Source organism: Pseudomonas sp. BN411 (genome assembly GCF_029871235.1).
Lineage (GTDB): Bacteria > Pseudomonadota > Gammaproteobacteria > Pseudomonadales > Pseudomonadaceae > Metapseudomonas.
The window spans coordinates 444861-458083 of the sequence record NZ_SSOM01000067.1 but is presented as its reverse complement, the minus strand read 5'-3'; the positions used below and the strand labels follow the sequence as shown (position 1 = coordinate 458083).

Sequence of the window (13223 nt, the reverse complement as noted above, 5' to 3'; positions counted from 1 at the left end):
ATGGTCCGTTTGAAGGATGCCGCCCCGCTTGCCCGTTGTTTGAATGCCCGGCGATAGGTGGAAAAGCCTTCAACAGGAGAACAACAACATGCTCGACCAAGACCTGATCCGCCAACGCCTGAAACAACGTGCCAAAGAGCTGGTGCCCGTGCTGCGCGAACGCGCGCCCCTGGCCGCGAAGAACGGCCAGTTGCCCGAAGAGACGATCCGTGACTTCCAGGAAGCGGGCTTCTTCCGCATCCTCCAGCCCGCGCGCTGGGAAGGTTATGAGCTGGAGCCCAAGGACTTCTTCGAGGTGCAGATGACCCTCGCTGAAGGCTGCATGTCCTCGGCCTGGGTGCTGGGTGTGGTGGCCATCCACAACTGGCAGCTGGCGCTGTTCGACGACCGTGCCGCGCAAGACGTCTGGGGCCAGGATTCGAGCGTGCTGATCTCCTCGTCCTATATGCCGGTGGGCAAGGTCACCCGCGTCGAGGGCGGCTTCCGCCTCAGCGGCCGCTGGGGTTTCTCCTCCGGCAGCAAGCACTGCCAGTGGGCCTTCCTCGGCGCCATGGTGCCCCCGGAGAAGGAAGGCGACGGCCCGGACTACCGCACCTTCCTGGTTCCGCGCAGCAACTACAGCATCATTGACAACTGGGACGTGATGGGCCTGGAAGCCACCGGCTCCCATGACGTCCTGGTGGAAGACGTATTCGTGCCCGAGTACCACACCCACCGCTCCATCGACGGTTTCATGCAGAACAGCCCGGGCAACGCGGTAAACACCTCGCCGCTGTTCCGCCTGCCGTTCGGGCAGATCTTCGTGCGCGCGGTGTCGTCCTCCACCATCGGTGCGTTGCAAGGGGCCATAGAGCTCTTTGTCCAGGCCAACAAGGGCCGCGTCGGGGTCAACGATGGCCGCAAGATCATCCAGGACCCCGGCGCCCAGACCGCCCTGGCCAACGCCATGGTCACGGTGGACGAGTGCCGCACCGTGCTGCTGCGCAATTTCGAACTGATGATGGATCGCGCCAAGGCCGGAGAACCGCTGACCATGGCCGAGCGGGTGAAGATGCGCTACGACTCGGCCATCGTCCCGGACAAGTGCGCCGAGGCGGTGAAGGCCCTGATGTACAACAGCGGCGCCTCCACCATCTTCCGCCAGCACGGGATCAACCGCGCCTTCCGCGACATCCACACCGGCCGCGCCCACGTGGCCAACTGCCCGGGCAAGTACGCCCTTAACCTGGGCGGCGTGGAAATGGGGTTGGACAGCACTGACTTCTTCCTCTGATCCCTTTGCGCAAGAGCTAGCTTCTGTAGGATGGGTGGAGCTTGCGATACCCATCAATCCGCGGTGATGGGTATCGCTCCGCTCCACCACATCCTACGGTCCTGAGATCGCGATTCGCGAGCAAGCTCGCTCCTACGTAGGAGCCAGCTTGCTGGCGAACCCGCCTCGCCACGACGCCCGCCCCGCGCGGGCGTCGTGCTGTGCGGGGCATCAAGATGACTAGTCTCTTTGGGGGATTCAGCGCGGTTTTCGATCCCACACCATGCGCTCAAGACCCGACATCTCCGGGTTGACCGATCGAAGAACAACAAGGGCCAAGCGCATGAAATTCTCCCTGATCTACGAGGCACAGACGATCGACAGCAGCCGCGAAGGCGACCGTCGCATCTTCGACGAAACCGTCGAGCAGGCCGTGCTCGCCGACAAGCTCGGTTTCGACAACTTCTGGTGCGTGGAACACACCGCGCTGACCAACTACTCCCACATGTCGGCGCCGGAAACCATGCTGGCCTTCGTCGCCGGCAAAACCGAGCGCATCGGCATCGGCCACGGCGTGGTCTGCCTGCCGCCGGCCATGAACCACCCGGTGAAAGTGGCTGAGCGCATCGCCACCCTCGACCTGCTGTCCAAGGGCCGTGTGCATTTCGGCGTGGGCAAGGGCGGTACCCAGCAGGAAGCCGGCACCTTCGGCTACGACCTGGCCACCCTGCAACCGCAGATCGACGAAGCCATGTACCTGATCCCGAAGATGTTCGTGCAGGACGAGATCGAACATAACGGCGACTTCGTGAAGATCCCCAAGCGCCCGATCCATCCCAAGCCCTACCAGGACCCGCATCCGCCGATGTACCTGGCCTGCACCAACACCGAGTCGCTGAAGAACGCTGGCGGCCGCGGCATGGGCGCCCTGGTGCTGGGCTTCGGCGGCCCGGAGGAAATCGCCAAGAAAGTGGCCGTGTATCACGAAGCCTGGGACAACCGTGACGAGAAGAACCAGGTTGGTTTCCGCCCGAATCGCCACATCGCCGCCCTGTGCCCGGCCATCGTTCTGGAAGACAACGAGAAGGCCCGCCACATCGGCATTCGTGGCCAGCGCTACTTCATGGAATCCCTGGCCTACTGGTACGCCGGCGGCGAACGTCCGGACCCGGAGAAGTGGAAGGACGACACCTTCGTCGACGGCAACGGCCAGGCGGTGATCAAGTCGCGCTTCGCCTCCGAGGAGGTCAAGGTCGACTTCTCCGACCCGACCATGGCGATGATGAACCCCAACCATGCCTACGGCACCGTGAGCGACTGCATCGGCTATGTGCAGCGCCTGATCGACGCCGGCGCCGACGAAATCCTCTTCATCTGCCAGATGGGCACCGTGCCCCAGTGGGCACAGCTCGAGACGCTGAAGAACATCGGCGAACACGTGATTCCCTACTTCCGCAAACAGAAGGACTGACCTGAGCAGCGGAGTGAGGAATGGAAAACGGGCCTTCGGGCCCGTTTTCTTTTTTGGATGGCACAACGGCAGGGGCTCTTCCTGTGGGGGCGAATTCATTCGCTAATGCAGATCGAAGATCTGCCGTAGGTTGGTCCGAGGAACGAGGCCCAACATTGCGGTCTCGATCGTTGGGTTTCGCTTCGCTCTACCACAACCTACGCAAGGTCCGTCGCTCCTGTGGGATGTGGGAGCACATCACCTGTAGGGGCGAATTCATTCGCCATGCAGATCGAAGATCTGCCGTAGGTTGGTCCGAGGAACGAGGCCCAACGTTGCGGCTTCGATCGTTGGGTTTCGCTTCGCTCTAGCGGAACGCCGCCCGCCACAACCTACCTAGCCCGACTTCTTCACAATCGCCTCGGCAATGCTCGCCGGTGCTTCGGCGTAGCGGGCGAATTCCATGGAGAAGCTGGCGCGGCCCTGGGACATGGAGCGCACGTCGGTGGCGTAGCCGAACATCTCGCCCAGGGGCACTTCGGCGCGGATGATCTTGCCGGACACGCCGTCGTCCATGCCGTGGATCAGGCCCCGGCGGCGGTTGAGGTCGCCCATGATGTCACCCATGTAATCCTCTGGCGTCACCACTTCCAGCTTCATCACCGGCTCCAGCAGCACCGCGCCGCCCTTCTGCGAGAGCTGCTTGGTGGCCATGGAGGCGGCGATCTTGAAGGCCATCTCGCTGGAGTCCACATCGTGGTAGGAGCCGTCGAACACCGCGGCTTTCAGACCGATCAGGGGATAACCGGCAAGCACGCCGTTCTTCATCTGCTCCTCGATGCCTTTCTGGATGGCCGGAACGAACTCGCGGGGCACGACGCCGCCCACCACTTCGTTGACGAATTCCAGGCCCTCCTGCCCTTCGTCCGCTGGTGCAAAGCGAATCCAGCAATGACCGTACTGGCCACGGCCGCCGGACTGGCGAACGAACTTGCCTTCGATCTCGCAGGTCTTGCGGATGGTCTCGCGGTAGGCCACCTGAGGTTTGCCGGTGTTGGCCTCGACGCCGAATTCGCGCTTCATGCGGTCGACGATGATGTCCAGGTGCAGCTCGCCCATGCCGGAGATGATGGTCTGCCCGGTTTCCTCGTCCGTCTTCACCCGGAACGACGGGTCTTCCTGCGCCAGCCGGCCAAGGGCGATGCCCATCTTCTCCTGGTCAGCCTTGGTCTTGGGTTCGACGGCGATGGAGATCACCGGCTCGGGGAAGTCCATGCGTTCCAGCACGATCGGCTTGTTCAGGTCGCACAGCGTGTCGCCAGTGGTGACGTCCTTCATGCCGATCAGCGCGGCGATATCACCGGCGCGTACTTCCTTGATCTCCGCGCGGTGGTTGGCGTGCATCTGCACCATGCGGCCGACGCGTTCCTTCTTGCTCTTGACCGAGTTGAGCACGGCATCGCCCGAGTTCAGTACACCGGAGTAGACACGGACGAAGGTCAAGGTGCCGACGAAGGGGTCGGTGGCGATCTTGAAGGCCAGGGACGAGAAGGGTTCGGCATCGTCAGCGTGGCGTTCGTCTTCCTTCTCCGGGTGGTCCGGATGGGTGCCGCGAATGGACGGAATCTCGGTCGGTGCCGGCAGCAGCTCGACCACGGCGTCCAGCACCAGCGGCACGCCCTTGTTCTTGAAGGACGAGCCGCACACTGCCGGCACCACGTCGCAGGACAGGGTGCGAATGCGCAGGCCGGCCTTGATTTCCTCCTCGGAAAGATTGCCGCCGTCGAGGTACTTGGTCATCAGCTCCTCATTGGCCTCGGCCGCGGCTTCCAGCATCACGTTGTGCCAGTGATCGGCCTCCTCCCGCAGTTCGGCGGGAATCTCCTCTTCGCGGAAACTGGCGCCCTGGTCGGCATCGTTCCAGTAGATGGCCTTCATGCGGATGAGGTCGATCTGGCCGGTGAAGTTCTCTTCCTGGCCGATGGGCAGCTGAATCGGCACCGGGGTATGGCCGAGGCGCTTCTTGATCTGCTCCACCACCCGCAGGAAGTCGGCGCCGGCGCGGTCCATCTTGTTCACGTAGGCGATGCGCGGCACGTGGTACTTGTCGGCCTGGCGCCAGACCGTCTCGGATTGCGGTTCCACCCCGTCGGCGCCGCTGAACACCACCACCGCGCCGTCCAGCACGCGCAGGGAGCGCTCCACCTCGATGGTGAAGTCGACGTGGCCGGGGGTGTCGATGATGTTGACGCGGAACTTGTCGAGCTGCTTGCGCGAACCGCTCCAGAAGGCGGTGGTGGCGGCCGAGGTGATGGTGATGCCGCGTTCCTGTTCCTGGACCATCCAGTCCATGGTCGCGGCGCCGTCGTGCACCTCGCCCATCTTGTGGTTGACCCCGGTGTAGTAGAGGACCCGTTCGGTGGTGGTGGTCTTGCCGGCGTCCACGTGGGCCACTATGCCGATGTTGCGGTAATGGCTGATGGGAGTTGTACGGGCCATGGCAATCACCTCCGTGCGGGTTATGAGTTATGGCAGGGCCGCACGCACACCGGCGGTGCCACCGGCACCGGGTTCGAGTACAAGGGTTGTGGGCAAATGGCCTGCTGCAAGGGAATGACAGTCCCCAAGACCGCACGTCCCCTCCCCTAACGCTAGCACCGCCTCGACCACACCACCGGCCACTCATCCGCTAGTCCGGGCGGACGATGCCGGACCGCGCGCCAGGCCGCATGGTCTGGGCGCACCCATAACAACAAGGACCTTGCCGTGGAAAAGATCATCTACACCCTGTGGCGCGACCCGCAGGACAGCCTCGACAGCTTCTCCCAGCGCCTGCGTGGTGCAGTCGCCGAGCAGCTCTTCACCCTGGGCGCCCGTGGCCTGCAGGTGAACCTGGCCGACGCCGACGTCGCTCCCGCCGCCGGCCTGCGCCAGGAAAACAACCGGCCGCTGCCGGACGCTACCCTGTCGCTCTGGGCCGACAGCGCCAACACCGACGTGCGCCGCCCCTTCGATGACGTCCTGAAGGCGGTTTCCAGCCGCCTGGCGGCCTACCTGGTGAGCGAATCGGTGGTGATTCGCAATACCCGCTTCCCCGCCCACGTCGGCCAGCGCACCCACGGTTTCTCGCAGATCGCCTTCCTCAGCTGCCCGCCGCGCCTGACCCGCGACGCCTGGCTGGATATCTGGCGCAACCACCACACGCGGGTCGCCATCGACACCCAGGACAATTTCCTCTACGTGCAGAACCTGGTGGTGCGCGCCCTTACCCACGGCGCCGCACCGGTGGACGCGATAGTCGAGGAAGCCTTCCCGCCGGCCGCCATGACCGATCCCATGGCCTTCTTCGATGCACCGGGAGACGAGGCGAAGTTCCAGCAGAACCTCGCGGCGATGATGGACAGCTGCAATCGCTTCATCGACTTCGACAAACTCGACGTACTCCCCACCAGCCAGTACGTGCTCAAGACCGCGGCCTCGCTTTGAGCCCAAGGGGAGCGGCCGTCCGGCTGCTCCCCGTTCGTGGGCAGGTCCTGCTACAGGCCGCCGAGCAGGCGCCGGAACTCCTGCTCCGAGTAGCCGCGCAGTGTCTGCGTCCTGACATTGCCCAACTGGCCCGTCTTGAGCAGCAAGGTGGTCGCCGCCGCCTCGTCCCCTTCGACAATCAGCACCAGGTCGTAGCTGCCCACTGTCCAGTAGGCGGTCTTGACCGAAAGGCCAAGCTGCTCGGCCAACCCTTTGAAAGCTACGAAGCGGTCCGGGGAATCCTTGACGTTGCGAATGCCCTGATCGGTGAAAGTCGCCAGCGTGATGAAGGTAGCCATGTCTTCGCTCCAGTTGCGTTGCAGAGCGACGGTCCGATTACGGAAGCCACTGCATCGGAAGAAGGCCGACATTCTCCCGGCCATGCATGCCCACCAGGCGCGACCCGCCACGGGCCCTGTCGACAAACATGCTTCCGACGACCTCCTTCGGGTAGGAATAGCACCCCCGGGAATCGGTGCATGACCGCTGATCTTCCGCCTTCCGGGCAGCCTCGAAACCCCGACCTATACTGTTAGCCCCGGCAGGCCACAAGGCTCGCCGCGATCTGTGCTGCCCTCGCGGTAGCCCCCGACAGCCAGACACAAAGGAGGACGTACATGGCAATCCGCATTGGTGATGAAGCGCCCGATTTCACCGTGGACAGCACCGAAGGCACCATCAATTTCCACCAGTGGATCGGTGACCAGTGGGCCATCCTGTTCTCCCACCCGAAGGACTTCACCCCGGTCTGCACCACTGAGCTGGGCTACATGGCCAAGCTCAAACCCGAATTCGACAAGCGCAATACCAAGGTGATCGGCCTCTCCGTGGACCCGGTCAGCGACCACCGCAAATGGGTGGGTGATATCGAGGAAACCCAGGGGCACGCGGTCAACTACCCGATGATCGGCGACGACAACCTGGTGGTGGCCAAGCTCTACGACATGATCCACCCCAACGCCAGCGCCGGCCCGCGCACCGCCGTGGACAACGCCACGGTGCGTTCGGTGTTCATCATCGGCCCGGACAAGAAGGTCAAGGCCATGCTCATCTACCCCATGAGCGCCGGCCGCAACTTCGACGAGGTGCTGCGCCTGCTGGACTCGCTGCAGCTCAACGCCAAGCACACGGTGGCGACGCCGGTGAACTGGCGTCCGGGTGACGACGTGATCATCCCCACCTCGGTGTCCGACGAAGACGCGAAGAAGAAGTACCCCGATGGCTACAAGACCCTGAAGCCCTACCTGCGGGTCGTCGCCCAGCCGAAATGACCGCTCGCGCGCCCTCCACGGAGGGCGCGCCACGGCCTGCCATACTGTCCTGCATGGTCAGGGCAACATTCCGTTTCTACGAAGAGCTCAACGACTTTCTGCCGGCCGGACGGCGCCGACAGGCCTTCACCTGCGCCTGCGCCCGGGCGGCCACCGTCAAGCACATGATCGAGGCACTGGGCGTGCCGCACACCGAAGTCGAACTGGTGCTGCTCAACGGCGAGTCGGTGGGCTTCGAGCGGGTAATCCTCGACGGCGACCGGGTGGCGGTCTATCCCAAGTTCGAGACGCTGGACATCAGCCCGCTGCTCATGGTCCGCGCTCGCCCGCTGCGGGTGCTGCGCTTCGTCGCCGACGCGCACCTCGGCGGCTTGGCCAGCCTGCTGCGCATGTGCGGCTTCGACACGCTCTACGACAACGGCTTCGAAGACGGCCAGATCGCCGAGATCTCGGCCCATGAAGGGCGCATCGTGCTGACCCGCGACCGCGAGCTGCTCAAGCGCCGCATCATCACTCACGGCTGTTACGTGCATGCCCTGAAACCCTCGCTGCAACTGCGCGAGCTGTTCGAGCGTCTGGACCTGGCCCGCAGCGCCAACCCCTTCAGCCGCTGCCTGCACTGCAACCACCCGCTGCAGGAAATCGCCCCGGAACTGGCCCGCCCGCGCCTGCCGCCGCGCATCGGCTCGCTCTACTCACGCTTCCTCAGTTGCGCCGCCTGTGATCGCCTGTACTGGGAAGGCTCCCACTGGCGAAGCATGTGTACGCTGCTCGCGCCCTTGATGGTTGTGGATAAATCCAACGAAGCCTGATCGGCGTCTACCCACAAAAACGGTGGATGAAGCTGTGGATAACCTGTCGGGAGATGGCCAGGGGCCAGATGTCGCGCGGGGCTGCGCGCCTCGGGTCAATTTCTGAGCGGTTTCAAGTGGTTAAGGACGTCCGCGCCGGCTGATACACCCCTCACCCCCGGCCCCTCTCCCGAAGGGAGAGGGGTGACACATGCCGGTCATCCCGAGGCACGGACAGCCCCCTCTCCCTCTGGGGCGAAGAGGCACGCTTTCGAAAGCACTGCTTTCGGTGCCGATGAGCGCCTGGGAGCGAAGCGAGCTGGCCGGGGCGCAGAGCGGGGTTGGGGTGAGGGAAGTTGGCCCAGCCCCGAATTCTCCCCCTACAACGGCATCCGCGCCCGCCTCGACTGCTGCCCAACGGGCGTGGCCGCCGGCTGACGAATCAGCGCCGCGCGCCATTCGTTGGCGGTGGCAGGATCAGCGTCCTGCAACAGGTTCACCTTGCCCGCCACCAGGGTCGCCACCGGCACGCCATCGCGCAGCAGCAGGCGATTGCCTGCCACGGCCGGTACCTTGGCGCCAGCCAGCAAGGTGCCCAACAGGTTCAGCGGATCGCAGGCAGCGAGGCTGACCAGGCTGCCGTCCAGCGGGCGCTTGCGGACTTCCCGCAGCAGGCCGACAGCTTCCGGCAGGGCGAACTGCTCGCCGGACACGCCGGCCACGAAGCGCCCACCGCGAATCTCGCCGCGCGCTTCCAGGCGGTGATAGACCCGCAGCAGGTCGCGCCAGGGCGGTAGCCAATCGGCTTCCCGCTCCAGCAGGCGCCAGCCCACCACGCCATAGCGGCGCAGCAGGGTGCGCGCCACATGCTCCAGGCTTTCGGCCGGAACCTTGCCGTTGCCCTCCTCCGTCCTGCCCCGCAACAAGGCCCAGCGCCCGGCGTCCTGCATATTGGCCAGGGCCATACGCGCACGGCGGTCATGCCGGCTGCGGCGCGCGGCCGGCAGCAGCAGGGAACGCAGGCCGGCGAAGCTGTCGGCATTGGCCAGGCCCAGCGCCACCAGCTCGCCGAGGCAATCCCAGCTCACTGCGCAGCAGGTGGGCTTCGTCCATCAATTCGTCGAAGAACAGCGCGCCCTGGCTGGCCAGCACCTGGCGCACCCGCTCGGCGCGCGGGGACGGTTCCGGGGTCGGCGCATCCTGCAGGCAGGCCCGCCAGAGGCCCAGGCTCTTGCGAGGTAATAGCAGGATGGGGGTGCTGCGTACCGGTCCCGCCGCCACCTTGCCGCGTCCGCCCAGGCGGCACCAGACCAGCCGGCCGGCGCGGCACAAGTCATCCAGCCAGTTGATGCCGTAGTCGGCCACGCGGCTGGGCAATATCTCGCTTTCCCAGGCGCCAGCCGCCGCCTCAAAGCCTTCCAGCTGCCCCAGCACCGTGGCCAGGGCTTCGGCACCGCGTACCTGGGCGGAGGGCGCGACGCGCTGCCAGTCGAACAGGAAGCGCATGAAGTCGGCGCGCTCCACGGGTTCGATCTCCCGGCGCAACCGCTTGACCGTGTAGCGATGGATACGCGCCAGCAGATGGCGCTCGCACCATTCCTCTTCCGCCGCTCCGGGGGTGAAGCGGCCTCGCAGCACCTGGCCTTCACGCTCCAGGCTGGCCAGGGCGAAGGTCAGGTCCGCAGGGGGCTGGTGCAGATCAGCAGCCAGTTTCACCAGCGTCAGGGGGCCGAAACCACCAAGCCGGGCACGCACCACTTCCAGCAACGCCGTGTCCGCTGACCAATCGGCGGTGAAGCCCTCAGGCGCCGTAATAGTCGGTTTGAGAACGGCATCCGGAAAAAGCGCACGGAACTGTTCCAGCCGCTCAGCCGCCAGCCACAAGGCCGGCTGGCCATCCACGTGCAGGCAAGTAACGCGGCGTACCTTGGCCAGTTGCGCCAGCCAGCCGCTCCAGCCCTGATTGGCCTCCACTTCGGCCTGGGTGATGCAGGCCAGGGCCAGCACGGCTTCGTGCATTTCATCGGCATCGCGTACCTGCGGCCAGGCTTCCTCGGCTACCGCCGTGATGGCGTCGGCGTCCAGCGCGCCCAGGTCGTCGGCGGACTCCGGATCGGTCCAGCGGCGTTGCTGCACGGCCTGGGTGCGGCGCTCTTCCAGCGGTGCATCGTCGAGGAAGGCATAGGGGCGCGCGCCGAGGATTTCCGCGGCCAGGGATGACGGCGCCGGCAGGTCGCGGGCGACCAGTTCCACCTCGCCGCGCTCCATACGCCGCAACAGCGCCAGCCAGCCTTCGGTATCCATGGCGTCGTGCAGGCAGTCGTCCAGGGTCTGGGCCACCAGCGGGTGATCGGGAATCTCGCGCTCGCCCACCAGGTTCTCCTGGCAGGCCACCTGGTCGGGGAAGACGCTGGCCAGCAGGTCTTCGCTGCGCATGCGCTGGATCTGCGGCGCCACCTTGCGGCCACCGGAATAGCGCGGCAGGGCCAACGCGGCAGAGGCGTTCCAGCGCCAGCGCACGCCGAACAGCGGCGCGTCGAGGATGGCCTGGATCAGGAGATGCTCGGCGCTGTTGGAGTGCAGGTAGCGCCAGACTTCGTCCAGCGGAAAGCTGTGGCTGGTGGACAGCGAAAGGATCAGCGCATCCTCGGTGGCCGCCGCCTGCAGCTCGAAGTTGAAGCTGCGGCAGAAGCGCTTGCGCAGCGCCAGCCCCCAGGCGCGGTTGAGCCGGCTGCCGAAGGGCGAATGGATGATCAGCTGCATGCCGCCGGTTTCGTCGAAGAAGCGCTCCATCACCAGCCGCCGCTGAGTCGGCAACGCACCCAGCGAAGCCCTGGCCCGCGCCAGGTATTCGACGATCTGCCTCGCTGCCGCGTCGCTGAGGCCGACTTCTTCGCGCAACCCCTCGACAGCCCGCTCGATGTCTTCCCCTCGCTCGGACTGCTCCCCTCTCCCTTCTGGGGTGAAGAGGCATGCTTTCGGAAGCACCGCTTCCGTTGCCGATGAACGACTGAGCGCGAAGCGATCAGGCTGGGGCGCAGAGCGGGGGCTGGGGGTGAGGGTAGTCGCAGTCTGCTCGGTGTCTCCCAATAACGCTTCAACCATCCCCCTCAACCTCGCCACCGCCGCCGACAGTTCATCCGTGCGCCCTGGCGCTTCCCCCAGCCAGAAGGGAATGTTCGGCGGCTGGCCCTGGGCGTCTTCCACCCGCACCCGGCCCGGCTCCACCCGGAGGATGCGGTAGGACTGATTGCCCAGCTGGAACACGTCACCGGCCAGGCTCTCCACGGCAAAGTCCTCGTGCACGCTGCCCACCGGCACGCCCTGGGGTTCCAGCACCACCGCGTAATCGGCGGTCTCGGGAATCGCGCCACCGGAAGTGATGGCGGTCAGGCGCGCAGAACGCCGGCCGCGCAGACGGCGATTCACCGCATCGCGATGCAGGTAGGCGCCACGCACGCCCTGGCGGCCGTTGTAGCCCTCGGACAGCATCCTCACCAGGGCGTCGAAACGGTCCCGCGCCAGGTCCGCGTAGGGCATGGCGCGGATCATCAAGCGGTACAGCTCATCCTCGCCCCACTCCTGGCAAGCCACCTCGGCCACCATCTGCTGGGCCAGCACATCCAGCGGCGCATAGGGGATGACCAACGCGTCCAGTTCGTCGCGGCGCACGCAATCCAGCAAGGCTGCGCATTCGATCAGGTCGTCCCGTGATTGCGGGAACAGCCGCCCCTTGGGCATGCCGCCGACGCTGTGACCGGAGCGTCCGACCCGCTGCAGGAAGGCGGCGATGCTGCGTGGCGAACCGAGCTGGCAGACCAGCTCCACGTCGCCGATGTCGATGCCCAGCTCCAGCGAAGCGGTGGCCACCAGCACCTTGAGCTCGCCCCGCTTGAGGCGCTGCTCGGCGTCCAGGCGCAGGTCCCGCGCCAGGCTGCCGTGGTGCGCTGCCACAACGGCGTTTCCCAGGCGCTCGGAAAGGTGGCGGGTGGCGCGCTCGGCCAGCCGCCGGGTGTTGACGAAAACCAGGGTGGTGCGATGTTCGGCGACCAGCTCGGCGAGGCGGTCGTAGACCTTCTCCCAGGCGTCATTGCTCAGCACCGCTTCCAGCGGCACCGGCGGCACTTCGAGGGCGAGATCGCGTTCGCGGCTGTAGCCCACGTCCACCAGGGTGCAGGCATCGCGGCCCTGCCCCATGAGGAACTCTGCCACGCGCTCGACGGGCTTCTGCGTGGCGGACAGGCCGATGCGCTGCAAGCTGCGTCCGCACAGGGCCTCCAGGCGCTCGGCACTGAGCATCAGGTGGCTGCCGCGCTTGCTGCCGGCGATGGCGTGGATCTCGTCGATGATCAGGCTGCGGCAGCCGGCCAGCATGGCGCGGCCGGATTCGGAGCCGAGCAGGATGTAGAGGGATTCCGGCGTGGTCACCAGGATGTGTGGCGGGCGCTTGCGCATGGCATCGCGCTCGGCCTGGGGCGTATCGCCGGTGCGCACGGCGGTGCGGATATCCACATCCTCCAGCCCCAGCCGCGAAAGCTCCGCGCGGATGCCCGCCAGGGGCTCCTCCAGATTGATGCGGATGTCATTGGACAACGCCTTCAGCGGCGAGACGTAGACCACTGTGCAGCGGTCCGGCAGGCCGCCCTGCTCCAGCCCCTCGTGGACCAGTTCATCGATGGCTGAAAGGAAGGCGGTGAGGGTCTTGCCCGACCCGGTAGGCGCTGCCACCAATGTGCTCGCGCCAGCGCGTATGGCCGGCCAGGCGCGGGTCTGGGCTGCCGTCGGCGCGGGGAAGCTGGTGCGGAACCAGGCGGCGACGGCGGGATGGAAACCCTCCAGCGCGGCCGGTGTGGATGAGCGGGTCGAGGTCATGGCTCCCACTATGGTTGGCCCGCAACCACCGCTCAAGGGAGACGGACCGATGGTCGCCGCCC

General features: G+C 65.8%; 9 protein-coding genes. 5 read left to right on the top strand and 4 right to left on the bottom strand.

Annotated features, from left to right (window positions below; all coding sequences use genetic code 11):
• Positions 1-88: 88 nt before the first annotated feature.
• Both E8F06_RS14875 and E8F06_RS14870 read left to right on the top strand, forming a co-directional pair.
• Positions 89-1273 (top strand): flavin-dependent monooxygenase, encoded by a 1185-nt coding sequence (locus E8F06_RS14875; protein ID WP_280368482.1) that lies wholly within the window; start codon positions 89-91, stop codon positions 1271-1273.
• Positions 1274-1595: 322 nt separating this feature from the next.
• A complete protein-coding gene (locus E8F06_RS14870; protein ID WP_280368480.1) occupies positions 1596-2723 on the top strand; it encodes an LLM class flavin-dependent oxidoreductase in 1128 nt (375 codons plus the stop codon).
• A 375-nt stretch (positions 2724-3098) separates the two neighbouring features.
• Here the strand turns inward: E8F06_RS14870 and fusA are convergent, their stop codons facing one another.
• Positions 3099-5201 (bottom strand): elongation factor G, encoded by a 2103-nt coding sequence (gene fusA / locus E8F06_RS14865; protein ID WP_280368478.1) that lies wholly within the window; start codon positions 5199-5201, stop codon positions 3099-3101.
• A gap of 267 nt (positions 5202-5468) precedes the next feature.
• Between fusA and E8F06_RS14860 the strand changes: the two genes are divergently transcribed.
• A complete protein-coding gene (locus tag E8F06_RS14860) occupies positions 5469-6188 on the top strand; it encodes an EthD domain-containing protein (protein WP_280368476.1) in 720 nt (239 codons plus the stop codon).
• A gap of 50 nt (positions 6189-6238) precedes the next feature.
• On the opposite strand, the gene E8F06_RS14855 is transcribed toward E8F06_RS14860, so the two are convergent.
• On the bottom strand, positions 6239-6526 hold the full coding sequence (locus E8F06_RS14855; RefSeq protein WP_151136092.1) for a GYD domain-containing protein: 288 nt from the start codon (positions 6524-6526) through the stop codon (positions 6239-6241).
• Between the two features lie 318 nt (positions 6527-6844).
• On the opposite strand from E8F06_RS14855, the gene E8F06_RS14850 reads away from it, so the two are divergent.
• A complete protein-coding gene (locus E8F06_RS14850) occupies positions 6845-7498 on the top strand; it encodes a peroxiredoxin (RefSeq protein ID WP_280368473.1) in 654 nt (217 codons plus the stop codon).
• Positions 7499-7551: 53 nt separating this feature from the next.
• A complete protein-coding gene (locus tag E8F06_RS14845; protein ID WP_280368470.1) occupies positions 7552-8310 on the top strand; it encodes a Mut7-C RNAse domain-containing protein in 759 nt (252 codons plus the stop codon).
• Positions 8311-8669: 359 nt separating this feature from the next.
• On the opposite strand, the gene E8F06_RS14840 is transcribed toward E8F06_RS14845, so the two are convergent.
• Both E8F06_RS14840 and E8F06_RS14835 read right to left on the bottom strand, forming a co-directional pair.
• Entirely contained in the window at positions 8670-9377 is a 708-nt protein-coding gene (locus E8F06_RS14840) for a hypothetical protein (RefSeq protein WP_280368467.1), read from the bottom strand.
• The gene (locus E8F06_RS14835; protein ID WP_280368465.1) at positions 9268-13161 is read right to left on the bottom strand and encodes a DEAD/DEAH box helicase; all 3894 of its coding nucleotides are present in this window, start codon (positions 13159-13161) and stop codon (positions 9268-9270) included. Before E8F06_RS14835 ends, E8F06_RS14840 begins: the two co-directional genes overlap by 110 nt.
• Between the last annotated feature and the right edge of the window lie 62 nt (positions 13162-13223).

What these genes read in the sequence shown, in the direction of transcription:
- E8F06_RS14875 (WP_280368482.1), top strand. Translation starts at nt 89, where the DNA reads ATGCTCGACCAAGACCTGATCCGCCAACGCCTGAAACAACGTGCCAAA.
- E8F06_RS14870 (WP_280368480.1), top strand. Translation starts at nt 1,596, where the DNA reads ATGAAATTCTCCCTGATCTACGAGGCACAGACGATCGACAGCAGCCGC.
- fusA (WP_280368478.1), bottom strand. Translation starts at nt 5,201, where the DNA reads ATGGCCCGTACAACTCCCATCAGCCATTACCGCAACATCGGCATAGTG.
- E8F06_RS14855 (WP_151136092.1), bottom strand. Translation starts at nt 6,526, where the DNA reads ATGGCTACCTTCATCACGCTGGCGACTTTCACCGATCAGGGCATTCGC.
- E8F06_RS14850 (WP_280368473.1), top strand. Translation starts at nt 6,845, where the DNA reads ATGGCAATCCGCATTGGTGATGAAGCGCCCGATTTCACCGTGGACAGC.
- E8F06_RS14845 (WP_280368470.1), top strand. Translation starts at nt 7,552, where the DNA reads ATGGTCAGGGCAACATTCCGTTTCTACGAAGAGCTCAACGACTTTCTG.
- E8F06_RS14835 (WP_280368465.1), bottom strand. Translation starts at nt 13,161, where the DNA reads ATGACCTCGACCCGCTCATCCACACCGGCCGCGCTGGAGGGTTTCCAT.